Origin of the sequence: Parasphingorhabdus sp. (assembly GCF_036964565.1) — a bacterium.
GTDB lineage: Bacteria > Pseudomonadota > Alphaproteobacteria > Sphingomonadales > Sphingomonadaceae > Parasphingorhabdus.
In genome coordinates this window covers 1-25972 of the sequence record NZ_JBALTN010000003.1, presented here as the reverse complement: position 1 = coordinate 25972, position 25972 = coordinate 1, and the positions used below count along the sequence as shown (strand labels likewise).

The following is a 25972-nucleotide window of genomic DNA, read 5'->3' as shown; positions in this document are numbered from 1 at the left end:
CTTATCCGAAAATCTTTCTGACGCGGTTCACGCCGTCCACCAGGGCGGCGACATCGCTGTCATCGCTGTAAATCCCGAAACTCGCCCGCGCCGTCGCCGGCACGCCGAGATAGTCCATCAGCGGCTGGGCGCAGTGATGCCCGGCCCGGATCGCGACGCCGCCTTCGTCCAATATGGTGGCGACATCATGCGGATGCACGTCACCCACCGCAAAACTCAATATGCCCATGCTCCGGTCAGGACCAAAGACCCGCACCGAGTTGATCCCGGACAGCGCCTCGCGCGCCGTCGCCAGCGTCGCGTTCTCGTGATCCGAGATCACGTCCATGCCGATCGCGCTGGCATATTGAATCGCCGCATCCAGCCCGACGACACCGGCGATATGGGGCGTCCCCGCTTCAAAGCGGCCCGGCGGCGGCGCAAAACTCGTGCCGTCGAAAGACACACGGTCGATCATCGACCCGCCAGCCTTCCAGGGCGGCATCGCTTCAAGTGTTGCATAGGGCGCCCAGAGCGCGCCAATCCCGGTCGGCCCGTAAATCTTGTGCCCGGAGAAAACATAGAAATCGCAGCCCAGATCCTGCACGTCGACGGGTAGCCGCGGCGCGGCCTGGCAGCCGTCGAGCAGCAGCTTTGCCCCGACCTTGTGCGCAATCCCCGCCGCCCGCTTGGCATCGAGCAGCGAGCCGAGCACATTGGAGACATGCGCCAGCGCCACCAGCTTGTGCCGTTCGGTCAGATTTTCCTCGATCCAGTCGAGATCGATCTGGCCGTCTTCGGTCAGCGGCGCGACATCGATATGCGCCCCGACCCGCTCGGCCAGCATCTGCCACGGTACGATATTCGAATGATGCTCCAGCTGCGACAGCATGATGCGGTCGCCCTTCGCCACAAATGTGTTGCCCCAGCTTTCGGCGACCAGATTGATGCTGTCGGTGGCACCGCTGGTAAAGACGATTTCATTTTCGCTGGCCGCGTTCAGAAACCCGGCGACCCGCTTGCGCGCCGCTTCATAGGCCAGCGTCATATTCGCCGAACGCGCATAGACGCCGCGGTGCACGGTGGCATAGTCCGGGCCATAGGCGCGGGCGATGGCGTCGAGCACCGCCTGCGGTTTCTGCGCGGTGGCGGCGGAGTCGAGATAATGCCAGTCCGGCCCAATGCCGGGGAAGTCGGCCCTGCGCGAAATAAAGCTCCGTTCGTCCTGAGCTTGTCGAAGGACAGCTGGCGGTCGCGCGGGTGCTTCGACAGGCTCAGCACGAAAGGGAACTGGGTTGCCAGCATCACTCACGACAACCCCTCCATTACCTCAAGCGCCCTGCCCTCGATCTTTTCCCGCGCCGCATCATCCTCCATGCTCACGAAAGCATCGGCAATGAATGCCTGCAGCATCAGCTTCTTCGCCGTCGCCGGGTCGATCCCGCGCGAGGCCATGTAGAACAAAGCCTGCTTGTCGAGCTCGCCGACCGTCGCGCCATGGGCGCATTTCACGTCGTCGGCGAAAATTTCCAGTTCCGGCTTGGCATTGGCGGTCGCGCCGCGGTCGAGCAGCATCGCCTTGACCGACTGCGCCGCGTCGGTTTTCTGGGCATGGCGCGCGACATTGATCCGGCCAAGGAAGCTGCCCGTCGCCTTGTCGGCCAGCACCGATCGCACCACCTGGTTGGATGTGCCGTCGGGTTCGGCGTGAATCACCTCGGTGACGATCTCCAGCGTCTGTGACCCCTTGCCCAGGATCGCCCCGCCCAATTCGAAATGCGCGCCCCTGCCGAGCGTCGCCTTGACGTGGATCCGACCATAGTCGGCAGCATTGGCAAGAACATGAATGGCAAAGTGCGCATTGTCGCCAATGGTGACGTCGAGATCGACCATGCCGACACCGTCGACCACCGGCAGTTCGGTGACCAGCCGGGACGCCCGCTCGCCAGGGGGCACATCGATCCGTTCCGGACCGTCCAGCTCTGGCCAGACGCGTTCCAGCGCCTTCAGATCGGCATAGCGCCAAGCTTCATCTCGGCGCGTGGGAAGCGGGGCGTTCATCGCATCACCTCCCGCTTTTCCGCGCGACAGCGCCAATTTATATCACGCGAAGACGCGAAGACACGAAGGCAGCGCAGCAAGAGGCTATCTCTTTGCGCCTTCGCGGCTTCGCGCGAGTCAAAAATATCCCAATAGTGGCCGCTAAAGCGGCCGTTATTGGTTTGAAGGGATCTGGCCGAAAAAATCACGCCGCCTCCGCTATCGCTTCATAGCCCTCTTCTTCCAGCTGCAGCGCCAGGTCCGGGCCGCCGGTCTTGACGATCCGGCCATCGGCGAGCACGTGGACAAAGTCCGGCTTCACCAGTTCGAGCAGCCGCTGGTAATGGGTGATCAGCAACACCGCCTTGTCGGGCTTGCGCATGATGCTGTTGATGCCCGCACCGACCGTGCGCAGCGCGTCAATATCGAGGCCGCTATCGGTCTCGTCGAGGATCGCCAGCTTCGGATCGAGAATGCCCATCTGCACCATCTCGTTGCGCTTCTTCTCGCCGCCGGAAAAGCCGACATTCACGGCGCGTTTCAGCATATCCATGTCCATCTTCAGCAGCGCCGCCTTTTCCTTGGCCAGCTTGATGAATTCCGCTCCGTTGAGCGGCTCCTCGCCGCGCAGCTTGCGCTGCGAATTCAGGCTTTCGCGCAGGAACTGCAGGTTGGACACGCCGGGGATCTCGACCGGATATTGGAAGCCGAGAAAGATACCGGCTGCGGCGCGTTCGTGCGGGTCCAGTTCGAGGAGATCCACCGTTTCGCCTTCGCCCGTTCGTGCTGAGCGTGTCGAAGCACCGCTCTCCTGCTCACCCTGTCCTTCGACAGGCTCAGCACGAACGGATGGGGTAAAGCTCACCGACCCTTCGGTAATCTCATACCCAGGCCGCCCGCCCAGCGCATAGGCCAGCGTCGACTTGCCCGCGCCATTGGGCCCCATGATCGCATGGATTTCACCCGCGTTGATGGACAGGGAAAGCCCCTTGAGGATTTCGGTATCGCCAACAGAGGCGTGGAGGTTTTCAATTTTTAGCATTTCAAGCTTTCAGTTTTTTACTATTGGAACGCCTTGAAGTGACGGCGCAAATCGTGGCACTGGCTAAACTCGCGGCAAGCACAATAATGGCATCTGCAAGACCATGGCCAAAATTCGAGCCGCTCATCAAAAAGAACAAAAGCGCTAGCGCGCCATAAGACATCGGTCCCCCCAAGACGGCGAGAAACCAATTGAGAGTCCAATGCCGACTGTCAGATGCATTGTGGAAGACGGTGAATGAAATCCAAACCGGTAAGACAATTGCCGTGGTGAATGAAATGAATTCCATCAGCATCGCCCGATACCCGCTTGAACCTTAGCAGGCCTGACTCTCGCCCCTTGAGAGAAGGGATTTAGGGTGTCATCTGAACCAAATGTCTGCGAAATCTCCTTCGCATCTTCGCGCCTTCGCGCGCAAAAATTTGCCTCACGCGAAGCCGCGAAGCCGCAAAGTTCGCTCATCCCGTCATTGCGAGGAGCCGCAGGCGACGTGGCAATCCAGAGATGGCGCGCGCCGCCCTGGATTGCGTCGCTGCGCTCGCAATGACGAAGGGAAGGACGGGACATGATCACCCAACCGACCCTTCCAGACTGATCGCCAGCAATTTCTGCGCCTCGACGGCAAATTCCATCGGCAGCTGCTTCAGCACATCCTTGGCAAAGCCGTTGACGATCAGCGACACCGCCTCTTCCTCGTCGAGCCCGCGCTGCTGGGCGTAGAACATCTGGTCGTCGCTGATCTTCGAGGTGGTGGCCTCATGCTCGATCTGCGCGGTCGGGTTGCGGACCTCGATATAGGGCACAGTATGCGCGCCGCTCTGGTCGCCGAGCAGCAGCGAATCGCACTGGGTGAAATTGCGGACATTTTCCGCATTCGGCCCGACCCGCACCAAGCCGCGATAGGTGTTATCGCTGTGACCGGCGCTGATCCCCTTGGAGATGATCGTCGAACGGGTGTTCTTGCCATTGTGGATCATCTTGGTGCCGGTGTCGGCCTGCTGATAATTGTTGGTCAGCGCGACCGAATAGAATTCGCCGACGCTGCCCTCGCCGTTGAGCACGCAGCTCGGATATTTCCAGGTCACCGCGCTGCCGGTCTCGACCTGGGTCCAGCTGATCTTGCTGTTCCTGCCCTGACACAGCCCGCGCTTGGTGACAAAATTATAGATACCGCCCTTGCCATTCTCGTCGCCGGGATACCAGTTCTGGACGGTCGAATATTTGATTTCCGCATCATCCATCGCAACCAGTTCGACGACAGCGGCGTGCAGCTGGTTCTCGTCGCGCATCGGCGCGGTGCAGCCTTCGAGATAGCTGACATAGCTGCCTTCCTCGGCGATGATCAGCGTGCGCTCAAACTGGCCGGTATTTTCGGCGTTGATCCGGAAATAGGTGCTGAGCTCCATCGGGCATTTCACGCCCTTGGGGATGTAGACAAAGGTACCGTCGCTGAACACGGCGCAGTTGAGCGTGGCGAAATAATTGTCGTGCATCGGCACGACCTTGCCCAAATATTTTTTGACCAGTTCGGGATATTGCTTGATCGCTTCGGAAATCGAGCGGAAAATCACGCCGGCATCTTCCAGTTCCTTGCGGAAGGTGGTGGCAACCGAGACGCTGTCGAACACCGCGTCGACAGCGACCTTGCGCGCGCCTTCGACGCCAGCGAGCACTTTCTGCTCCTCGATCGGAATGCCGAGCTTCTCGTAGACGCGCAGGATTTCCGGATCGACCTCGTCGAGGCTGCCCAGCTTTTCCTTCGGCTTGGGCTCGGCGTAATAATAGGCATCCTGATAGTCGATCATCGGAATGTCGAGCTTGGCCCAGTCCGGCGCCTCCATCTTTTCCCACTGGCGAAAGGCCTTGAGACGCCATTCCAGCATCCACTCGGGCTCGCCCTTCTTGTCGGAAATGAAGCGCACCGTGTCCTCGTTGAGGCCCTTGGGCGCAAAATCCTGCTCGATGTCCGACGACCAGCCGAACTCATAGGTAGACGCCTTGTCGACGGCCTGCTGCGCCTCGGCATTCATCGCCTTGCGCTCGGCATCATAATCGGAGGTTTTCACTGTTTCACTCATAGCATTATCCTGTTCGCGTCGAGCGAAGTCGAGACACTCCGCCCGCTGTCACCATCTCTCGGCTCCCGACCAGAAGCCGGCAGTTCATCCTGAGCCTGCCGAAGGGCGCGAGACGGACGGTGACCCATATGGGTTGAAGGCATGTCCGACAAGCTAGCCAAACTGACATCATCCAGCGCCTTGCGGATCGTGCGGTTGACCACGCCCCAATGGGGCTTGACGGTGCAGCCGCTCTCCAACAGGCAGTCATGATTACCGTCGATTGTGCAGCTGGTGATCGCCAGCGGGCCTTCGACCGCCTCGACAATATCGGCGAGGCTGATCGACGAAGGCGGCCGCGCCAGCCTTATGCCGCCGCCAATACCGCGAGTCGATTCGAACAGCCCGGCCGCGGTCAGGCGGCTGACCAGTTTCTTGGCAGTGGGCAGCGGAACGCCGGTTTCCTGTGCCAGCTTGGTGGCGTTGAGCTTGCCCTCCGCCAGCAGCGCCGCGCCGCAATGCCGCGCAGCGGCGGACATCAGGACAACGGCATAATCGGCTAGGTTGGAAAGGCGCATGTTTCTCGATTCGCTGGTGTGAATTTCTAAACAAGACTGATTTAGTCTCATTTATCCAACATTGCAAGCCCAGCGCGGCCTGCAGCGAATTTCAGCGGACCGGTCTAACCTTCCAATCCTTCCATTCAGGTGTCCGAAATCAGCGGCGCAATCTGGCCCTTGAGATCGGCACGCTGGTCGATCAGCCGGGCGGTCTCGCCCTCGCCCACCCGCAACTGGGTCGGAGTCACGCCGGCGAAGAACTTCACCTCGCGGATCATGTGCGACTGGTCGTAAAAGGCGTCGATCAGCTCCAGCAATTCTTCCTCATTATGTTCGGCATAGGCCCGCGCCGCTCGCAGCGCGCGATATTTGCGCGCCAGATATTTCGGCGGCATGCCATAGAGCTTGTTGACCGTCCGCAGCACCTGCCGCGAGCTTTGCTCGGATCGCTCCATCAGGCTGCTGACCGGCGGTGACGGCTCCGATGACAGCCACTCGTCGACCATCTTGGTAAAGGCCGCGGTCTCCGGCTTCAGGCGCGGCTTCAGCGCCCGGTAGATCTTGTCGGCCCAGGCCACCATCTCCTCCGGCGTCTGGCAGCGTCGCAGATATTCGAGGTTCTTGTCGACTTCCTGACCGAACACCTCGGCGGCGTTAACCGCCCGGTCGGTATAGTCCGCCGCCGACTTGCGGGTGGAAATGGCCCAGCCGGACGGTAATATCCCGACCCCGAACATGCGGAACGGCCCGGTGACATCGAAATGCATGGATCCCGTCGAGGGCCCCTGCAGCATGGCATCCTTCGCCGAAAAACTGCTGCCATCCGCAAAACCAATGACGGCGGTTCCCTCCAGCAGGAAACGCAACTGGGCGATCGCCGCCCGCTCGTTGTCGGCGAAACGCGGCTGATCAGCCTCGAACAGATAATAGACCGAGACCAGGTCCCGGACATCCTCCGCTGGCGCAAAATATCTTAAACTAACCAACTTACGACCCCCTGATCTGCCCCTCCTCCAAGTTCAGACAGCACATGAATGCTCTTTTATAGGCGGAAAACAAAGGTAAAAAAAAGGCCTGACTAAATAAATAGCCAGGCCGATAAGGAAAAGAACCGGATTGCCATCGGTGTGCAATGGCAAAAGCTCTTCGGGTCGCACTGTCCTTATCCATTGAATGCCAGCAGAATCATTGGATGAAAACGACAGATTGCGGCTTTTCGTTTGACAGTTCAGGACATTTTGACGCCCTCATTTGCTCGCAGCAATCCAGGCGTCGACCCGCTCTTCAAGAATATTGAGCGGGACCGGGCCACTTTTCAGCACTACATCATGGAATTCGCCCATCGCAAACCGTTCGCCCAGTGCTTTCTGTGACCTGTCGCGAAGCTCGAGTATTTTCAGCTTGCCGATCATATAGGCCGTCGCCTGCCCCGGAAAAACGATGTAGCGCTCGATCGCCTTGCGAATATCGTCTTCCGGATTGGGCGTGTTGTCGGTGAGATACTGAATGGCCTGTTCACGGCTCCAGCGCTTGTGGTGGATGCCGGTGTCGACGACCAGCCGGCAGGCCCGCCACAACTCCATGCCCAGTCGGCCAAAGTCGCTGTAGGGATCCTGATAGAATCCCATGTCCTTGCCAAGCTCTTCGGAATAGAGCCCCCAGCCTTCGGTATAGGCGGTCCAGCCTCCGAAGCGCCGGAACGGTGGCAAATCGCCCAGCTCGGTCTGGATCGTTCTCTGCAGATGATGGCCAGGCAGTCCTTCATGATAGGCCAGCGCTTCCAGTTCGGTCTTAGACATGCTGCGCAAATTGTACAGGTTCACATAATAAGTGCCGGGACGCGAACCATCGGGTGCCGGGCTGCTGTAAAAGGCCTTGCCGGCGGATTTCTCGCGAAACGCCTCGACCGGCTTGATGACCAGGGGCGCTTTCGGCAAGGTATTGAAAAAGTCCGGCAGCTTCTCTGTCATCGCCGCCAGCTTGCTGTCGACATCGGCGAGATAGGCTTCTCGGCTCTCGTAGTAAAATTCGTCGCTGGTCCGCAGATGCTGGAAGAAATCCTGCAAACTGCCCTCAAATCCGACATCCGCCATGATCTTGCGCATCAGTCCGTGAATCCGCTCGACATTGTCCAGTCCGATCTGGTGGATTTCATCCGCGGTCAGTTCCGTCGTCGTATAGTTGTTCAGCCGCTCGGCATAATAAGCCGCACCATCCTTGAGACGCCAGATACCATCGCCATCGCCAGCGACGGCCTGCTGACGCTCCATCTCGGCGATCAGCTTTTGATAGGCAGGCTTGAGACTGTCGACCATTGCCGTGGCGCCGCGCGCGACCAGATCGTCCTTTTCCGCATCCGGAATATCAAGTGCTGCCACCTTCTTTTTCAGATCGGCATATATGGGCGAGTCGTCTCCAACGCTGAACGGCGCGCCACTGATCACGTTCTTCGCATCCGCAATAACATAGGGGAAGACCCAGTCCGGCACCATGATGCCGTCATTCGCACGCTCCGCCGATTGCGCAACCAGAGCGTCGATGAGCGGACCCGCAGCAGCGAGCCGGCTGACATAGGCCTCGGCATCCGATTTGCTCGCAACCCGGTGAATATTGATGAGGAACGCCGGGATCTGGCTTTGCGCGCCGTTCATCTGGTCAAAGATATAGGCGTTGCGGCGGAACGGAAACGCATTCCGGGAACGTTCGGCCCGTACCTGAAACAGGCGATAGCTCAGCTGGCTGGAATCGCTCAGGTCGGACTGGTCGAACGTCGCTTCCATCTGCGCAAGCGCAGCTTGATCGCGTTCATATTGCGCGACTTCGGCAGCATCGCTCGGGTCATCCCACTTGCCATAATCGGCGTCGCGGATGCCGCGATAGGCCTTGGACATGGGGGAATGGGCAAGTTGCTCGTCATCATATTGCTTGAAAAAGGCGGAGAGCTGCTCATCGACATTCTGCGCCGCCGGAGCCTCCGACTCAGTGGTCTGCGCGTGGCTTGCCGGTGCGACGCTCATGGCGGTCAGGGCCAAAGTAGAAGCAGCGGCCAACAACAAATTTCTCATCAAAAATCTTCCTTTTCTGATATCAATGGATGGAGACTATCATCCCGTTCAAATTTGCACAAACTTCATGAGCCCCATTCCGCGGGGCCAAACAATGTCTTGGCAGGTGCACGGCCGGTCGTTAGTCGCATGGACCATGCAGCAACGGGCACCGGACGCTTTGATCATCGGCGGCGGCCATAATGGCCTGGTCTGCGCCTATTACCTCGCTCGCGCGGGAATGAAGGTCAGGATAGTGGAAGCTCGCCCCGTTGTTGGGGGGGCCGCGGTAACCGAGGAATTCTGCCCAGGATTTCGCAACAGCACCGCCAGCTACACGGTTTCGCTGTTGCAGCCAAAGGTCATTTCCGACATGGGCCTGGTGGAGCGCGGCTATCGCGTGGTCGAACGCCCGAAAAGTAATTTCCTGCCGCTGGGCAAGCGGGCCTATCTGCTGATGGGCGGTTCGCTGGAAGCAACCCAGCAAGAGATATCCCGCTTTTCCCGTACCGATGCGGCACGGTTGCCCGACTATTACGCCATGCTCGAATCGGCAGCCGAGATCTTGCGCGATCTGGCGCTGCAGATTCCCCCCAATGCCGGAGAAGGAGCCCGAGCCATGCTGGCGGGCATCAGAACCGCTCGCCGGTTCGCGAAACTGTCGGCCCTGGAACAGCATCAGATCCTCAAGCTGTTCACCCTGAGTGCTCGCGAGCTGCTCGACCAGTGGTTTGAAAGCGCGCCGGTCAAGGCCGCTTTCGGTTTTGACGCCATTGTCGGCAATTATGCCAGCCCCGATACCCCGGGCAGCGCCTATGTCCTGCTCCACCATGTCTTTGGCGAGGTCAACGGCAAGCAGGGGCAGTGGGGCCACGTTGTTGGCGGCATGGGCCGGATTACCGAGCTGATGGCTGAAGCCTGCGACGAGGCGGGGGTTGAAATAAGCTTGCAGACGCCGGTGGAGAAACTGATCGTCAAGAAGGGAAAGGCGGTCGGGATACGCACGACCACCGGCGAAACGGTCCATGCACCCAGGATCATCGCCAACGTCGGCCCCAAGCTGCTTTATGACCGGCTGATCGATCCCGCCGATCTTCCCGACGATTTTCGCAAGATGATGGCCGGCTATCAATGCGCCTCGGGCAGTTTCCGGATGAACCTGGCTTTGAGCGGCCTGCCCGAATTTACCGATCTGCCGGGGACGGGCGACCACCTGAAGTCGGGGATCATCATGGCACCATCGCTCGATTATATGGACCGTGCCTATCAGGATGCGCGCCAGTACGGCTGGTCACGCGAACCGGTCGTGGAAATGCTGATCCCCGGCCTCGTGGACAACAGCCTGGCGCCTGCCGGTCATCATGTCGCTAGCCTTTTCTGCCAGCAGTTTGCCCCGCAATTGCCGGACGGACGGCACTGGGACGACGAGCGCGAGGCAGCAGTCGATGCGATATTGGCGGTGGTCGAAAGTCATGCACCGGGCTTCCGCAAGCTGATCCTCGGCCAGATGGCGCTGTCACCATGGGATCTGGAACGGAAGTTCGGCCTGGTCGGCGGCGACATATTCCACGGCCGCATGTCGCTCGACCAGCTCTGGGCTGCCCGACCGGTAATCGGTTCCGCCGCATATCGGGGACCGATAAAAGGTCTGTACATGTGCGGATCGGGCACCCATCCGGGCGGCGGCGTCACCGGTGCACCCGGCCATAATGCCGCCAGGGCAATCCTTCAGGAGCGGAGTATGTTCACCCGCTGGCGCGCCTGACGCTACGACAGGCTGGACAAATCAGCTGCCTATTGCGCGCCGCCACAGAGAGGGATAGATTTCCGAAAACGGGATGGGAGAGATAAAAATGCGCAAGCCACTGATGGGAGCGGTCTGTGCCGCGGCCTTGGCCGTTTCGGCATGTTCGGGCAATGACAGCACGGAAGAAAGCAGCGCCGCGGTAACCAACACCGAATATCCGGAGCAGGTGTTCTGGGGAGACACCCATCTCCATACCGACAACAGCATTGATGCATTCGGCTTCGGCAACAGACTGGACGCGGAAGCGGCCCTGCGCTTTGCCCGCGGGGAAGAAGTCACGGCGACCAAGGGCGCAACGGCGAAACTGTCCCGCCCGCTCGATTTTCTCGTGATAGCCGACCACAGCGATGCAATGGGCGCAACCAAGGCGATCATGGAGGCCCCGCGCATCGCCTTGCTCACCAATAAATTCCTGCTCCGGTGGCACGACATGATGAATGAGAGCGACGAAGGGTCGCTGCGCGTCACGTCCGAACTCATCGACGGAGCGGCCAAGGGAACCCTGCCGGAGTCCCTCACGAACCCGGAAGAAACCCGGGAACGCACGACCGACCTGTGGGCCAAGCATGGCAAGACGGTCGACAAATATAACGAACCCGGCAAGTTTACCGCATTCATGGGCTTTGAATATACCGCGATGCCGGATGGCGACAATATCCACCGCGTGGTGATGTTCCGGGACAGCCCGGAAAAAATGGGGAATACCATCCCCTATGGCGCGCTGGGTTCGCAGGACCCGGAAAGGCTCTGGGCCTATATGGACGCCTATGAGCAGAAAACCGGCGGCAAGGTGTTGGCCATTCCGCACAACAGCAATGTCTCGAATGGCCGGATGTTTGCGATGAACAAATATGACGGCAGCCCGATCGATGCCGCCTATGTCAAGACCCGGGCGCTGCGCGAACCGATCGTCGAGGTCACCCAGATCAAGGGTGACAGCGAGGCGCACCCCTTTCTGTCCCCGAACGACGAATTTGCCAATTTTGGTGTGGCCGGATGGGACAAATGCAATCTCAGCTGCACGAAGGACATGCCGCCCGAAAGCTACGGCGGCAGCTATATTCGCGAAGCGCTGAAGCGGGGGCTTGAACTGACCCTTGCCGTCGGCGCCAATCCGTTCAAGTTCGGCATGATCGGTTCGACCGACAGCCATACGTCGCTGGCAACGGCGGACGAGAATAATTTCTTCGGCAAGCACAGCGGCAACGAAGCCAACAGCAAGAATCGCGCCCTCGAACCGCAAAATCTCGGGACCCGCGAGGGCCGCTTCGGCTGGCATTATCTGTCGAGCGGCTATGCGGCGGTGTGGGCGACAAGCAATACGCGCGAAGCCATTTTCGACGCGATGATGCGCCGCGAAGTCTATGCGACAACCGGCCCGCGGATGCAGGTCCGGTTCTTTGGCGGTTTTGATTTCACCGCCAATGACACCAGCGATCTGGTGAAAACCGGCTATACCAAGGGTGTCCCGATGGGCGGTGACCTGAGCGGCGGCAGCGGCGAAGCACCGAAATTCCTGATCAGCGCATTGATGGACCCGGAAAGTGCCAGCCTCGACCGGATCCAGGTGATCAAGGGCTGGGTCGATGCGTCCGGCGAAAGCCAGGAAAAAATCTATAATGTCAGCTGGAGCGATGCCGACAGCCGCAGAATCGGAGCCGACGGCAGACTGACCCCGGTGCCCAACACGGTGGATCTGTCCAAGGGAACCTGGGACAATGCCACTGGCGCGCCGGAACTGGTCACCTTCTGGCAGGATCCGGACTTCGACGCGGACCAGCACGCTTTTTATTATGTGCGCGTGCTGGAAATACCGACCCCGACCTGGCCGGTATATGATGCGCTCAAGTTCCGCCTGACCCTGCCCGACGAGGTCATCAAGATACAGCAGGAGCGTGCCTATAGTTCGCCTATCTGGTATTCGCCAACGGTCTGACATCTTCGCGAACATTCAAGTGGCACCCGCAGCATCGCGGTTGCCGCCTTCTTTCAACGGGCCGCGGCTTAAGCTGATGGGTGGCAACAAATATGTGGCGTAAACTGATACGGGAACCGCTGATCCACTTTCTGGGCGGCGCCTTGCTGCTGTTTGCCTTTTTCTGGGCGACCGGCACCGACCGCGATCCGGCGGACTATCAGATCAGCATCGATCAAGGCGATATCGAGCGGCTGACCGCGGACTGGGTACGCAATTTCCGGCGTACCCCGACCAAGGCAGAGCTGGACAGTCTGATCGACCAGGAAATTGCCGAAGAAATCTACTATCGGGAAGCGTTGCGGCTGGGGCTGGACAAGAACGATCCGGTCATCCGGCGGCGGCTGTTCACGAAGCTGCGCTTTCTCGATGGCGAGAATTCGAGAAGCCCCGAACCGACCGACGCGCTACTGCAGCAATGGTTGGACGAACATCCGCAAAAATATGCATCGTCGCCGCTTTATGATTTTGAGCAAATCTACCTCGGCCAGATCAGCGCGACCGCCGCCACAAAGATAGTGCGTCAGTTGAATGAAGGTGCCCTGCCCGAGACGTTCCGGAAACCGCTTTCCCTCCCCGCCACCGTCGAACGGGCCAGCAGCCCCGACATTTCTCGCCAGTTCGGCGACCAGTTTGCCGGGCAATTGGAAGGATTGGAACCGCGTAGCTGGCACGGCCCCGTCACTTCCGGCTTCGGCATGCATGCGGTGAGGGTCACCGGGACAGCCGCGGGACAGGCACCAGCCCTGGAAGATGTCCGGCAACAGGTGTTGAATGACTGGTCTGCGGCCCAGGAGGCCACTCGGAAGCAAGCCGCACTGTCCCGCTACCGGGAACAATATGATATCAGAATAGTCGGCCGGCCGTGACGCACCACCGTGCCGTTCTGTGGCTCGTTTTCCTGCTTGCCCTGTGTCCGGCGAGCGGGCGCGCTGACGAATTGCGTCCTGCCTATATCGAGATGACCGAGCAAGCGCCCGGCCAATGGTCGCTGCTGTGGAAAGCCTCGACCAATTCGCTGCTGGGGCAGAGCGGTGAAGTCATGATCCCGGACAATTGCGAGATCGACGGCGAGCCACAGCGCGAATTTTCCGGCAGCAATATTCTCACGCGGATAAAGCTGCGTTGCGCCGGGTCCCTTCAGGGTGAAACCATCGGTCTCAAGGGCCTGGAACTGTCCACCACAGACGCGCTGGTGCGCGTCGCGCCCTTGGACAGCGCGATGCAGACGGTGCGCCTGACCCCGGATCAGCCCGCCGTGACCCTGCCAAAGCCCTCGTTGATCTCCAATGTCGCCGCCACCTATACGGTTATCGGGATTGAGCATATATTGCTGGGCTTCGACCATCTGTTCTTCGTTCTGGCCCTGGTCCTGCTGCTCCGAAACGGCTGGCTGATCGCCAAGACGGTTACCGCCTTCACCGTTGCGCACAGCCTGACTCTGGTCGGAACAACCCTGGGGTGGATGTCGCTGCCCTCCCAGCCGGTCGAGGCGGTGATCGCGCTCTCGATCGTGTTTCTGGCCGTCGAGGTGGTCAAGTCGAGGCCCGATGACATCCGGCTTTCCGAGCGCTTTCCCTGGATTGTCGCTTTCCTGTTCGGCCTGCTCCACGGCTTTGGTTTCGCCGGCGCCCTCGCCGAGATCGGTCTCCCGGAAGGAGATGTCCCGCTGGCCTTGCTGACCTTCAACCTCGGCGTGGAAATCGGACAGCTGGCGATCGTCGGGGTGGCGCTGACGGCGATATATTTGCTGGGAAGAATGCGCGGCGACTGGCTACGGAACAGCAAGATCGCGCTCGCCTACGGCATCGGCAGCATCGCCACTTACTGGTTCATCGAACGGACCCTTGCCTGAACCGCATCGCGTCTGTTGTCGGAACGAAGCAACAGAAGGTCACTCCAGAATTTACTGGGCCGTGTAGCCGCCATCCACAACAAATTCGGCGCCGGTGACATAGGTCGACTCATCGGATGCCAGAAACAGCACGCAATTGGCAATGTCCAGTGGTTCACCCAGCCTGCCAGCCGGAATGGCAGCCTCGATGGCTTCATAATTTTCCGCATTGGACTCCGCACCCTGGTCCTGCATGTTGGTCCGGATGATTCCGGGATGCACGGTGTTGACGCGGATATTGTCGGCGGCAACCTCCAAGGCCACGGATTTGCTGAACAGCTTCACCGCCCCTTTCGAAGCCGCATAGCTGGCGCTGCCCCGAAAGCCGACAAGACCGGCAACCGACGACAGATTGATGATCGAACCGCCACCGGATTGTCGCATCGCCTTTACCGCTGCTTGCGTGCCGATAAAGCTGCCAACGACATTGACGTCAAACTGGCTGCGAAGCGCGGGCACCGCCCGGTCACTGGCAACTGACGCCACCTCCAGTATCCCGGCATTGTTGACCAGCACGTCCAGTCGGCCGTACTCGGCCAGCAGTTCCGCTATCACCCTTTCCCAGTCATCCTGCGATGCCACATCATGCTGGACGGCGGAGGCCGCGCCGCCATTCTCCCGAATCAGCCTGGCGGTTTCTTCGACGCCTGCCAGATCGACATCGCTGAGCACCACCGTGGCGCCTTCTGCGGCCAGCCGTTCGCCAACCGCCGCGCCGATCCCCGGGCGCGATGCGCCGCCGGTAACCAGCACGATTTTGCCGTCCATGCGGTTGCCCATGGCTCTATCCCGCCGGAGGTCTGTGGGCGTCGGCCGACCAGTCCTGTCGTGCCGCCCATTCTTCCAGCGTCTCGAATTCTACTTCCGGCAGGCGCTGCTGCATGAAATCCGTGTCGACTTCGAACGGCCTGGTCTCGTTGTTGTTGTTATACTCGTAGAAGGCGGTGATGCCGGCAGCCATTTTTTCCCGGTTTTCGGGCGGCACATCGTCGCCGAACGCCTTGACCAGATAGTCACCGAATTCCTTCGGGGTGCAGGGATCATATTTGATCTCGTGCCCGAACACGCGCGACAGGGTTTCCGCGACCTGCGGTGGCTTCAGACGCTGGGGGCCACCGATATTCAGCCAGGAGCCTTCAAAATCGGGACGATCCATTGCCGCGACCATGCATTTGCCGACATCATCAAGGCTGATCCAGTTGGCCTGAAGGTCTGCGTTGTGCGGATAGACATAGCGTTTTTCATCGACGATGAACGGCCGCGCCCAGTTGGTCAGCAGATTGTCCATGAACAGGACCGAGCCGAAAACGGTGGCCGGCATGCCGGACCGGAAAATCTCGTTCACCGCGATCGTGTTGTTCCCATAGGTGAACGGTTCGCCGGGCCGCTCGGGGATCCAGCTCGAGGTGTTCCAGACGAAGCGCTCGGTGCCGGCTTCCTTCGCGGCAGCCGCGACCTTGCCGACCATCGTTGCCCGATCTTCGCGGGCCTGCAACGGATGGGTGTAGAAAACCGCATCCGATCCTTCGAACGCGGGAACCCAAGTGGATTCGTCGGTGAGATCGATGGTGCGGCATTCATCCGCCGCGTTGGTGCCGCCGAGATCAGGATTTTCACTGCGCGACAAAGCGCGAACCTTGTGCCCCGCTGCTGCCAGTTGCCGTATTTGGGCGAGGCCTTGCCGACCTGTTGCGCCTACGACCGATACCAATGCCATGATCTTCTCTCCTTTTGCGTTTGCAGGGACGCTAGAGGTGAAAATGCCGGGTCCCAATGCTCCATTTTGTCAGGACATTTTTGCTAGGGTCGGGTCACGATGCCCCGGCGGCCAGCATCGCCTGCCAGCGCTGCATGCCGGAGATCCATCGTTCCGGATCAGCGCCCTTCTGCTTGATATAATCGCCAACCACGGGATGGGGCAGAATCAGGAAGCGCTCGTCGCCAATCGCCTCGACACACAGGTCGGCCACATGCTCCGGAGTCACAATCCCGTCCTTGGCCATCGTGGACGTATCGACACCGGCGATCATCGGGGTATCCACGCCCTGCGGGCACAGTACCGAGACCTTTAGGCCGTCTGCGCCGTGGGTAATCGCCAGCCATTCGGCAAAGCTGACCGCTGCATGCTTGGTCACCGAATAGGGGGCCGAACCGATCTGCGCCAGCAGGCCGGCGGCCGAGGCGGTGTTGAGCAGATAGCCGCCGCCGCGCTCGAGCATCTTCGGCACCAGGATCCGCGCGGCCCGGATATGGGCCAGCACATTGATGTCCCAGATATTCTGCCAGATTTCGTCGTCGACTTCGGCGCCGCCGCTGGTGATGATGCCGGCGTTGGACACGAACAGGTCAATCGGCCCGATGTCGGATTCTACGGTCTCAATCAGGGTACTGATATCATCCGCGAGAGAAACATCGGTCCGAATCGCCACCCCGCCGATCTCGTCGGCAACCGCCTGAGCGCCTGCCAGATCGCGGTCCGCGCAGACGACGGCCTTCGCCCCTTCAGCCGCAAAGCGCCGCGCCATCGCCGCTCCGATCCCGCTGGCGCCGCCGGTGATAACGATGATCTTGTCTGCCAAATCCATTTTGATCCTGTCCCGCTTGAATAAATTAATCACTCGCTTAAAGATGCGCACCGACTAGAACAAGAGCAACGTTGCTTCGGGGTCGATAGACGACCGAAAAAATCTGGTCCGGAACACAGGAGAAGAAAATGTACAGTCACATGATGGTGGGATCGAACGACATCGATCGGTCGAAAAATTTCTACGATGCCTTGTTCAAGAGCGTCGGTGGCCCGGAAGCCATGGTCGATCCGAAAGGCCGGCTGATGTACATGCACAATGACGGAATTTTCATGGTGACCCCGCCGATCGACGGTCAGGAAGCCACCTGCGGCAACGGCATGACCGTGGGTTTTGCGATGGAAAGCCCGGAGCAGGCCGACGCATGGCACAAGGCTGGTGTCGAAGCCGGCGGAACGGCAATTGAAGACGCGCCCGGGGTGAGGGAAAATCCCGGCATGAATCTCTATCTTGCCTATCTGCGCGACCCGGATGGAAACAAGCTCTGCGCCCTGCACCGGATGGCCTGAAGCCTATGCCGAACAAGAGCGCCCGCATCGGCGGTGCGAGTGGCTATTGGGGCGAAAGCGCCATGGCCACGCCGCAGCTGCTCGATGCGGGCGTAGACTATCTGGTCTATGACTATCTCGCCGAGATCACCATGTCGATCCTGGCCCGGGCGCATGCCAAAGACCCGTCCGCGGGCTTTGCCGGCGATTTCATCAGCGCGGTCCTGAAACCCCATGCGCGCGCTATCGCCGCGCAGGGGGTGAAGGTCATTGCCAATGCCGGCGGCGTCAATCCGGCAGCCTGCGGCGAAGCGGCGCGCGCCTTGCTGAAGGAACAGGGGCTGGATCTCAAGGTCGCGGTGGTCACGGGCGACAATCTGCTGCCGGAACTGGACCGGATTGCGGCCGCGGCACCGTCCGAAATGTTCACCGGCGCAGCGTTCCCGGACAAGGACCGGATCGCCAGTGTCAACGCCTATCTCGGCGCCTTTCCGATTGCCCGGGCGTTGGCCGAAGGCGCGGATATCGTGATCACCGGTCGCTGCGTCGACAGCGCGGTCACCCTCGGCGCCTGCATCCACGAATTCGGCTGGTCGCCGGACGACCATGACCTGCTGGCGAGCGGCAGCCTCGCGGGCCATCTGCTCGAATGCGGGCCGCAGGCGACCGGTGGCAATTATACCGACTGGGAGGATGCCGGTGACATCGCCAATATCGGCTATCCGATCGGAACCGTCGCACCCGACGGGTCCTTCACCGTCACCAAGCCGGAAGGCACCGGCGGCTGCGTCACGGTCGGGACGGTTTCGGAACAGATGCTCTACGAAATCGGCGACCCGCAGGCCTATATCCTGCCCGACGTGGTCTGCGATTTTTCCGGGGTCGAAATCTGCCAGCTTGGTCCGGACAAGGTCCATGTCTCGCCGGCCCGCGGCTATCCGGCGCCGGATCATTACAAGACCTGCCTGACCTATGGCGAAGGCTTTCGCGGCGGCACCTATGTCAGCTTCTACGGTTTTGACGCCGCCCGCAAGGCGCAGAAATTCTGCGACAATGTGTTTGCCCGCGCCAATAAAATCCTGCGCGGCCACAATCTCGGCGGCTATAGCGAAACCAGCGTCGAGCTGATTGGCGCGGAGAGCCAGTTCGGTGACTTTGCCGACCCAAGGGAACCGCGCGAGGTCGTGGCCAAGATCGCCGCCAAGCACGACGAGGCGGCAGCGATCGGGATATTGCTCCGCGAACTGACCGGCCTCGGCCTGGCGACACCTCCGGGACTGAGCGGTTTTTCCGGTGCCCGTGCCAAGCCGTCGCCTGTCGTGCGGCTGTTTTCCTACCTCACGCCGAAAGCGGGGATCGCCATCCGTATCGACATCGATGGCCGACCGATCTCCTTCTCCGAAGCGGGAGGGCCGGCGTTTGATCCCTCGTCGATCGTCCGGCCGGCCGATCCGGAGCTGCCCGGAATATCCGATGGAATCGTGACGGTACCGCTGATCCGGTTGGCCTGGGCGCGGTCTGGCGACAAGGGCAACAAGGCCAATATCGGCGTGATCGCTCGCGATCCTGCCTATCTGCCCTTTATCTGGGCGGCGCTGACGCCGGAGTCGGTGGCCGGGCGCTTCGGCCATTTTATCAAAGGCGGTGCCGAGGCCGCACGAATCGGCAAATACCATTTGCCGGGCTCGCACGCGATCAATTTTCTGATCGATGCGGTGCTTGGCGGCGGCGGCGTCGCCAGCATTCGCAATGATGCCCAGGGAAAGGGCTATGGCCAGATATTGCTTGCCCATCCGGTTGCGATTCCTGCCGCGACGGCCGATAAGCTGACCGAAACGGAGGGACGATCGCAATGATGCAGGAAGCGCTGGACTTCAGGGACGAGAGTGATACGCTCGCTGCGGTGCTCGCCGATGCCGACGACATGCTGTTTGCCACGGTCACCCAGTTCAAGAGCTGGACGATCGAGGATGTCATCGGTCACCTCCATATCTGGAACGCCGCGGCACTGATGACCCTGCAGGATCCGGACGCCTTCCAGCGGTTTCTCCGTGATATCATGAGCGCCTTCAAGACCGGCAAAAGCCATATCGACGTGCAATATCAATGGCTCGACGAACATGCCGGCGGCGTGCGGGGCAAGGCCCTGTTTGATGCCTATTGCGACTATTATCCCAGGCTCGCCGCTGCCTATGGCGACGCCGATCCCGAGCAGCGCGTCGCCTGGGCCGGCCCCGACATGACGACACGGTCGAAGATCATCGCCCGGCAGATGGAAACCTGGTCTCACGGCCAGGAGATTTTCGATATCCTCGGCGAACAGCGCCAGGACGGCGACCGGATCCGCAATATCGCCCATCTCGGCGTCACCACCTACGGCTGGACATTCCGCAATCGCCGCCAGGAGCCGCCCGCGCCCAAGCCGTTTGTCCAGCTGACCGCGCCATCGGGAACGGTGTGGGAATGGAATGATCCCCAGACGGACAATATGGTACGCGGCAGCGCGGTCGAATTCGCCCAAGTCGTGACCCAGACGCGCAATATCGATGACACCGCGCTGGAAACGCTCGGCACCACCGCTCGCCAGTGGATGGAAATCGCCCAATGTTTCGCCGGTGGCCCGGAAACCCCGCCCGCCAGGGGCACAAGGAGCATGGTGACCGGCTGAGATGGAAGAAAGCATTACCGCCAGCGAACGCATCGCCGCCCTGGCCACGAACAGGGTATCAACACAAGAATAATACCTGCGAGAACTGAGCGCGCTGCTTGCCGAACGCGGCAAGCCGGGTATGATTGTCAGCGACACCGACCGCGACAAATTGATCTTGGGGATCAAGTTGAAGGGGGGCACGGAACTCACCTCCAATGGGGTGCTGGCCTGGTGTGGAGACGCAAGGATTGAGTGGCATTACACGACGCCTAGCAAGCCGACAGATAACGCGTTTGTGGAGAGCTTTAACGGACGGATGCGTGACGAGTTGTTGAACGAGACGCTGTTCATGAGCCTTGATCACGCCCGTGAAATGATCGCCTTACGGATCGATGATTACAATAATCGGCGGCCACACTCATCGCTGGGATACGCCACTCCGGCGGCGTTCGCTGCCGAATTCGAAAAGCAAGGGGCTGCTTCGCTCCGCATAACCGGAGGCTACGTTACGCAGCCCCTTACTTCACCCGCGCAAGTACCCAAAAATGAAGTCGAGACTCTAATCTCAACTGGATGAATGTTCGGGGTCACGTCACTGCCGCTCGCGCCAAAACACTCGATGCCATCGCCGTAATAACGCGCTCACGCAAATCAATCGAATAAGCTCTGCTCGTCCTTACTGACCTCCATTCCAGCCAGAACATTGAATCATAAATATCCCAAAAGTGAATCCTGTATGGATTCATTCAAACAAGATTATGCTCTAATGAAGGACTTTTGCAGCCATGTGGGTTTTGCTGGGCGCGACAATCCATGTCGGCCAGCCAGCGCCATGCCATTCAGCCGCCATATAAACACGGCGTAGGATAGCCAGCCATTGACGCAGCAATTCGGCATTCATTGCCAGCCGCGCGGTGTCACCATCTGCACTGCAGAAGATCAATATGGCCCCATTCTTTGCGATTTGCATATCGATCTTGCAGACAAGCCACTCGTGACCTGCCTCCGCAACTCGAACTGGAGCCTGTGGTTCGTGCCGATCAACAGCCCGTTGCTGTGCCACCCCAGCTATAACATCGGCATAAACCGCATCAGTATGATCTGGTTTCACCTGATTGACCAGCGCAGGTACCAACCGATTGACGATCCGCTGGGTTAACCAGATCCTTGCGAAGCCGCCATCCCCGAGCTGAGCGGTAAGCGATATGCGATCCTGATCTGCTACGTAAAGTGAGGTGATCCGTTTGAGTTCCAACATTGCGCCGTGACGATACCTGTTGTACTGGGGTGAGGGAACCCCAAATCGAGATGAATTCAGTCAGAGCTTTATGTCCATTTTCACGCCTGCTTTCGTCTGATAGATCTTATCCCCTATGAGCGACCTACTGCAATCAGTCAGCGCTGATGTCGGGCTGTCGCCAAACCGGTGCCCCTAATGTTACCAAACTCTCAATCCTGAGAGCGTGCCAAACAGGGTTGCAAGGATCAGGAAGCAGATTCGTCTCCGATGAGTGCGCGCATTATGCTGGCTAAGCCGCTGGCATTATTGTGCATATCATGGTCGCGAGCGGCGACTTGCAGAGCTTGTCGAGACACCGCCTGATAGGCTTCCTCGTCGTCATACAGGCGTTCAATTTCCTCGATCAGAGGCAGCAGCGCTTCGTCCGTTGGCAGGCGCTGATAGGGGGCCGCGTGCAAAGTATCTGGCAAACCAATTTGTGGTCCAGCACCGCCCTGCACCTCTGGTGAGCCGCCGTGAGCAGTGACAATCGCAGGGATGCCATTCATCAGTGCTTCAATGATGACACGGCTGCCGCTTTCCCACCACAGGCTGGGCGCAAGCAGCAGTCTGGCCCGGCGATAGACCGGCCGCATGTCCGCTGAATGGGGCGTGACCACGACATTACTCAGCACATGCGGCGGCTCGTCGTGGGAACGAAAGGCATGCCCGAGCATTTCGTCCCAGTCCCCGCGCCCACGGACGATTTCAAATTTTATGTGAGGTCTGCGCGATTCCATCAGAATGGCAAGTCTTGCCACCAGCGCTCCGCCTTTGGCAAAGGACGGACTGACGAACAGCAGATGTCGGTGATCGTGTAGCGCTCCCACGACACGTCGCGCATCGATAAAAGTGCCCACTGGTTCGGCTGCAATCCCAAGGCGCTTGGCGTAAAGGTCGGCGGTAGCACGGGTGTCTGTAACCACCAAATCAACGTCACGGTGCCAGCGGTCAGTGTGATAATTCCCATTGACGAGATAGAACGCCACCTTTGCTCCGGCGTGGCGAGCTTCGTCCGCAATCAGATAGTCAAACGGCTGCCCGCCATAGAAATAGACAATATCCGGGCGCCAGGATTCTAGGATCTTTCGATAACACCCAAACCAGGCCGCCTCCTCCATGGCGCGGACTTCGCCGCGCCGGGTGGACCCAGTAATCAACAGTTCGTGCGTGAGGTCGCCGTCATCCATTGTTACAAGCCGGCCCGGCTGCGTCCTGATGCGATCCCACACCTTGCCGAGTGCCGCGCTACCGCCCTCATCGTCGAAGACGGTGGCACCTAGAATACGGACGTCGAAGCCTTGCTCAGCAAGCGCCCGCAATTGTTCCCGCGCTGAAATCGAAGCACCACTGCTGCAGTCGAGCAGGCAGTATAAATTAGCCCAGAACAGTTTCGGCATATATACCTCGCACCGAGATCGAGCCACGCAACTTAAGTAGTATCTTGCCAGATACCGACCTCGCTTTTCGAATATCCAGCGACCAGATTTCCTGCACAAAGTTGAAGTTTTGAAAACCTGTTACGTCAAACTTGCGGTGAATCCTGTGCATCTTCAGTTGCGGCAAGCTTGGCGAGTTGGCCCTGAGTTAAGATCAGGCCTACGGGATCTGTAACCTGCAGATCCAGGTGGGCGTCTTTCGCCTCCTGCCATATTGAAAGCGCAGCGCCCGCGCTGGCAGGCGTAGCCAGAACGAGTTGGTGCCCGTTGGGCTGTTTTGTGACTACGAGATACATCATTCCTCCAAGATTTTTTTTGGAATAGTTCATATGAGCGCATACCGCAAATTATTGAAGATATAATTCCGGCTGAGATCGCATAACGCTCTTTGTTCAAGATAGGATTATCATTGGGGAAATTCCTTACCAGTTAAAATGACACGATTGGCATACAGACGTGTCGGCGGGTTTGCGGTCAAGTCACCGCATGGACGTCGTGAAACTTTTGGGTATGAATGTGCGGCATCACCGCAAGCAGAAGGGCATTACCCAGGAAGAGCTTGCGGTGGCGGCCGGAATGGAACGCAGCTACGTTAGCGACCTTGAGCGTGGTACGCGCAATCCGTCTGTGGCCGCGCTTGGCAGATTGGCCGTGGCTTTGGAAGTCGAACCGGCCGCACTTTTACAATCAGTACCGGACTAGCTCGGCCTTTCAAATAAGATACCCTGTTTTGCGCGTTTCGGCCTGGACCAAAATCGGTAGTCGATTACGGACGATCAGGTACCAAAGACATAAGTTGCGATGGAAACGGAACCGCGAACTCCTTCGCATCGTCACCTGCCAGCCATTTGTCTTAGTCGTCAGGATGCAGGATCACCGGCATGGCTTTGGGATGGATCGGCTTGACCAAGGGGTTTGGTTCGCAGGTCAGGAAGGCATAGACATTGCCCTCGTCCGACTCTCGCCAAACCCCGGCAAATGCCGATACGGTCTCTTCTTTGACCGTGAACCAGCATTCTTCCCTGCCAGCATTGGGCTTGGGTTCGGCAAATTGAGTGAATGGCACGAGGCAGCGATTGACAGGCTTTGTCAGCATCGATCGCCAGAACGGGCTTGAAAGGTTGCGGACGTTGGTTATCCGCTTTGTGATGGTCGTATCTGGTCTCTTGCCCTTCATCTGCAAAGGCACTCCCCATTGCATGGTGTTGAGTATCTTTTGCCCGTCATGAACCCGAGCAACCACGCCCTGATATTTCGGCCAGACTTCCGCTTTGGCTGCCGACAAATCCCATGAGATATACTCTCGCCATGTCTGTAGCGTAGCTATCGCCTCCGGATCATTGCGGTAATGGTTGCACATTCCAGACTGTCTATCATGACGATACATAACGTCAAACTTGGTTTGAATTGACGTTGTCATCCCCAACGAGTGGTAGATTCCCGACATCGATCTCGTGACCAGGTTAAACCGAGACCAGCCGCTGTAGGTGAAAGGAGATGCAGGTTTGCTTCTCCATATAAGATACCGCTTTTTACGCATTTCCCAAAAAAAACCCCCCGGGATCCAAGAAGGACCCGGGGGGCTGTCTGGCAGAGCGATTGGAGCCGCGCTGCGAAGGTTAGTCCAGCTTAGGCGATCATGCCCGCGCTGAAGGTGTCTTCGGTGTTGTTCAGGAGGACAACCACCAGGTCGGCCTGACCGTCGGTGTTGGCATCGACGAACAGCAGTCCTGCACCTTCCTGGCCATTGACCTGACCGGTCGTGGCAGCGCCATCCAGATCGGTCGCCGAAGTCATGAAGTAGGTCATGCTTCCACCCGAGCCTGCGAAGGCCGCGTTGGCCTGTGCGTAGGCAAGAGCATAGGTAGCAACTTCTGCGCCTTCATCGTAGTTGGAGCCATTACCCTCACCGAGCATCGTGAAGTCGATCTCGTCGCCGTCAGTGACCCCGTCAAAGTCGAGGATCTGGTCGGCGCTCTGGTAATCAGAGTCAGCTCCCGTCAGGATCGGGGAAGCACCCGATCCAGCAAAGGCTTCGGTGAACGCGATGTCCGCATCAAAGGCACCGTTATCGGCATCGTTGTCGAGCAGGTTGATCACCGCACCGGCTACCGATGCCGTTACGAAGGCATCAGAGAAACCGGCTTCAAGGCCGACGGCGACATCGGTCGGAGTCTCCACACCAGTCACCTGGTAGCTGGAGTTGGTATTACCGCCAGCGTTGAAGTCAGTGGTGAGGCTGTAGATGTCATTATTGACCGGCGTACCCGACACTTCGATTTCGACCTCATGCGCGACGTCAGGGTTGACGATCGCATCACCGAAGAACGTCGTTGCTCCGTTGTAAGCAGTCGACGTCGGCTCCGTAGTCACGGCGGCGAACACTACGCTAACGATTTCCACCGAGTCGCCAGCTTCGCCGGTCAAGGTCAACAACCCTCCAACCGCGCTTGCGTTGACCCCGACGTTCGCACCAAGCAGCGTTGCCGCCGCGCTGGCCACCGAAGACGCACTGTTGAAGTTGACGTCTGCGCCGAAGTTACCGTCACTTACGATCACTGATACCAAGCTGCGCTGAGGCTGACTCACTTTCGGGATTCCCAAACCGGTGAAAGTATGAATCTATGGCATCCTTCATTTGGAGGAAGTGACATGGGATCAGCGATTAGCTTGCGGGATGATTTTGACGGCACTGCCTTGAGGCAACTGGCGCGGAAGTCGAAAAGCGCGAACCAGGCCCGGCGGCTTTTGGCATTGGCCGAGATTTACGATGGTGGCAGCCGGACATCGGCGGCGCGGATCGGCGGGGTGGGCTTGCAGATTGTGCGCGACTGGGCGGTCCGCTTCAACGCCCGGGGTCCCAGCGCCCTGCTCGATGGCAAGGCACCGGGAAGACAGTCGCTGCTCAATGATGCTCAGCGCCGAGCGCTTGTTGAAACGGTCGAGCGCGGTCCGATCCCGGCGATCCATGGCGTCGTTCGCTGGCGACTGATCGATCTGGTCCAGTGGCTTCATTACGAATTTGCGGTCTCGCTCGATGTAACGACCGTGGGGCGTGAGCTAAAGAAACTGGGCTATGTCAGGCTAACGGCACGGCCTCGCCACCACGCCCAGAACGAACTTGTCCTGGAGG

At 59.4% G+C, this 25972-nt stretch carries 25 protein-coding genes and 1 pseudogene; 10 read left to right on the top strand and 16 right to left on the bottom strand.

Annotated features, from left to right (window positions below):
* Position 1: 1 nt before the first annotated feature.
* From V7650_RS04105 to V7650_RS04070, 8 genes are all read right to left on the bottom strand, one after another.
* Positions 2–1189, bottom strand: coding sequence for an aminotransferase class V-fold PLP-dependent enzyme (locus tag V7650_RS04105; protein WP_335655321.1), 1188 nt, complete (start codon positions 1187–1189; stop codon positions 2–4).
* A 98-nt stretch (positions 1190–1287) separates the two neighbouring features.
* The gene (locus V7650_RS04100; protein WP_335654975.1) at positions 1288–2040 is read right to left on the bottom strand and encodes a SufD family Fe-S cluster assembly protein; all 753 of its coding nucleotides are present in this window, start codon (positions 2038–2040) and stop codon (positions 1288–1290) included.
* A 184-nt stretch (positions 2041–2224) separates the two neighbouring features.
* The gene (gene sufC, locus V7650_RS04095) at positions 2225–3061 is read right to left on the bottom strand and encodes a Fe-S cluster assembly ATPase SufC (RefSeq protein WP_335654974.1); all 837 of its coding nucleotides are present in this window, start codon (positions 3059–3061) and stop codon (positions 2225–2227) included.
* Position 3062: 1 nt separating this feature from the next.
* Complete coding sequence (locus V7650_RS04090) at positions 3063–3350, bottom strand: hypothetical protein (RefSeq protein ID WP_335654973.1); 288 nt, start codon at positions 3348–3350, stop codon at positions 3063–3065.
* Between the two features lie 280 nt (positions 3351–3630).
* Complete coding sequence (gene sufB, locus V7650_RS04085) at positions 3631–5091, bottom strand: Fe-S cluster assembly protein SufB (RefSeq protein ID WP_335655320.1); 1461 nt, start codon at positions 5089–5091, stop codon at positions 3631–3633.
* A gap of 44 nt (positions 5092–5135) precedes the next feature.
* A complete protein-coding gene (locus V7650_RS04080) occupies positions 5136–5696 on the bottom strand; it encodes an SUF system Fe-S cluster assembly regulator (RefSeq protein WP_335654972.1) in 561 nt (186 codons plus the stop codon).
* A 125-nt stretch (positions 5697–5821) separates the two neighbouring features.
* Positions 5822–6664, bottom strand: coding sequence for a DUF6597 domain-containing transcriptional factor (locus V7650_RS04075; RefSeq protein WP_335654971.1), 843 nt, complete (start codon positions 6662–6664; stop codon positions 5822–5824).
* 261 nt (positions 6665–6925) lie between these two features.
* Positions 6926–8743, bottom strand: a complete 1818-nt coding sequence (locus V7650_RS04070; protein WP_335654970.1) for a DUF885 domain-containing protein — start codon at positions 8741–8743, stop codon at positions 6926–6928.
* 94 nt (positions 8744–8837) lie between these two features.
* On the opposite strand from V7650_RS04070, the gene V7650_RS04065 reads away from it, so the two are divergent.
* From V7650_RS04065 to V7650_RS04050, 4 genes are all read left to right on the top strand, one after another.
* Positions 8838–10487 carry a phytoene desaturase family protein gene (locus V7650_RS04065; protein ID WP_335654969.1) on the top strand — a complete coding sequence of 550 codons (1650 nt, stop codon included), beginning with the start codon at positions 8838–8840 and terminating at the stop codon, positions 10485–10487.
* 88 nt (positions 10488–10575) lie between these two features.
* On the top strand, positions 10576–12465 hold the full coding sequence (locus tag V7650_RS04060; protein ID WP_335654968.1) for a DUF3604 domain-containing protein: 1890 nt from the start codon (positions 10576–10578) through the stop codon (positions 12463–12465).
* A 92-nt stretch (positions 12466–12557) separates the two neighbouring features.
* Complete coding sequence (locus V7650_RS04055; RefSeq protein WP_335654967.1) at positions 12558–13373, top strand: peptidylprolyl isomerase; 816 nt, start codon at positions 12558–12560, stop codon at positions 13371–13373.
* Positions 13370–14359, top strand: coding sequence for a HupE/UreJ family protein (locus V7650_RS04050; protein WP_335654966.1), 990 nt, complete (start codon positions 13370–13372; stop codon positions 14357–14359). The genes V7650_RS04055 and V7650_RS04050 overlap by 4 nt, the downstream gene beginning before the upstream one ends.
* Positions 14360–14410: 51 nt before the next feature.
* On the opposite strand, the gene V7650_RS04045 is transcribed toward V7650_RS04050, so the two are convergent.
* From V7650_RS04045 to V7650_RS04035, 3 genes are all read right to left on the bottom strand, one after another.
* On the bottom strand, positions 14411–15178 hold the full coding sequence (locus tag V7650_RS04045) for an SDR family NAD(P)-dependent oxidoreductase (RefSeq protein WP_335654965.1): 768 nt from the start codon (positions 15176–15178) through the stop codon (positions 14411–14413).
* Between the two features lie 4 nt (positions 15179–15182).
* Positions 15183–16115 carry an SDR family oxidoreductase gene (locus tag V7650_RS04040; RefSeq protein WP_335654964.1) on the bottom strand — a complete coding sequence of 311 codons (933 nt, stop codon included), beginning with the start codon at positions 16113–16115 and terminating at the stop codon, positions 15183–15185.
* A 94-nt stretch (positions 16116–16209) separates the two neighbouring features.
* Positions 16210–16983 carry an SDR family oxidoreductase gene (locus V7650_RS04035; RefSeq protein WP_335654963.1) on the bottom strand — a complete coding sequence of 258 codons (774 nt, stop codon included), beginning with the start codon at positions 16981–16983 and terminating at the stop codon, positions 16210–16212.
* A gap of 128 nt (positions 16984–17111) precedes the next feature.
* On the opposite strand from V7650_RS04035, the gene V7650_RS04030 reads away from it, so the two are divergent.
* From V7650_RS04030 to V7650_RS04015, 4 genes and pseudogenes are all read left to right on the top strand, one after another.
* The gene (locus V7650_RS04030; RefSeq protein WP_335654962.1) at positions 17112–17492 is read left to right on the top strand and encodes a VOC family protein; all 381 of its coding nucleotides are present in this window, start codon (positions 17112–17114) and stop codon (positions 17490–17492) included.
* 5 nt (positions 17493–17497) lie between these two features.
* Positions 17498–19327 (top strand): acyclic terpene utilization AtuA family protein, encoded by a 1830-nt coding sequence (locus tag V7650_RS04025; RefSeq protein ID WP_335654961.1) that lies wholly within the window; start codon positions 17498–17500, stop codon positions 19325–19327.
* The gene (locus tag V7650_RS04020) at positions 19324–20139 is read left to right on the top strand and encodes a TIGR03084 family metal-binding protein (RefSeq protein WP_335654960.1); all 816 of its coding nucleotides are present in this window, start codon (positions 19324–19326) and stop codon (positions 20137–20139) included. The genes V7650_RS04025 and V7650_RS04020 overlap by 4 nt, the downstream gene beginning before the upstream one ends.
* A gap of 76 nt (positions 20140–20215) precedes the next feature.
* Positions 20216–20698 (top strand): annotated as a pseudogene (locus tag V7650_RS04015) (integrase core domain-containing protein); the annotation flags it as partial.
* Between the two features lie 186 nt (positions 20699–20884).
* Here the strand turns inward: V7650_RS04015 and V7650_RS04010 are convergent.
* The 3 genes from V7650_RS04010 to V7650_RS04000 all read right to left on the bottom strand — a co-directional run bounded on the left by V7650_RS04010 (position 20885) and on the right by V7650_RS04000 (position 23168).
* Positions 20885–21379 carry a hypothetical protein gene (locus V7650_RS04010; RefSeq protein ID WP_335654959.1) on the bottom strand — a complete coding sequence of 165 codons (495 nt, stop codon included), beginning with the start codon at positions 21377–21379 and terminating at the stop codon, positions 20885–20887.
* Positions 21380–21606: 227 nt separating this feature from the next.
* Positions 21607–22800: a glycosyltransferase gene (locus V7650_RS04005; RefSeq protein ID WP_335654958.1), complete on the bottom strand. Its 1194-nt coding sequence runs from the start codon at positions 22798–22800 to the stop codon at positions 21607–21609.
* Between the two features lie 125 nt (positions 22801–22925).
* Entirely contained in the window at positions 22926–23168 is a 243-nt protein-coding gene (locus V7650_RS04000) for a hypothetical protein (RefSeq protein WP_335654957.1), read from the bottom strand.
* A gap of 157 nt (positions 23169–23325) precedes the next feature.
* On the opposite strand from V7650_RS04000, the gene V7650_RS03995 reads away from it, so the two are divergent.
* Positions 23326–23541 carry a helix-turn-helix domain-containing protein gene (locus V7650_RS03995; protein ID WP_335654956.1) on the top strand — a complete coding sequence of 72 codons (216 nt, stop codon included), beginning with the start codon at positions 23326–23328 and terminating at the stop codon, positions 23539–23541.
* 151 nt (positions 23542–23692) lie between these two features.
* On the opposite strand, the gene V7650_RS03990 is transcribed toward V7650_RS03995, so the two are convergent.
* Positions 23693–24259 (bottom strand): SOS response-associated peptidase family protein, encoded by a 567-nt coding sequence (locus V7650_RS03990; protein ID WP_335654955.1) that lies wholly within the window; start codon positions 24257–24259, stop codon positions 23693–23695.
* A gap of 209 nt (positions 24260–24468) precedes the next feature.
* Positions 24469–25428, bottom strand: coding sequence for a hypothetical protein (locus V7650_RS03985; protein WP_335654954.1), 960 nt, complete (start codon positions 25426–25428; stop codon positions 24469–24471).
* A gap of 63 nt (positions 25429–25491) precedes the next feature.
* On the opposite strand from V7650_RS03985, the gene V7650_RS03980 reads away from it, so the two are divergent.
* Positions 25492–25972, top strand: a 481-nt coding sequence (locus V7650_RS03980) for a helix-turn-helix domain-containing protein (protein ID WP_335654953.1), incomplete at its 3' end; no start/stop codon positions are given.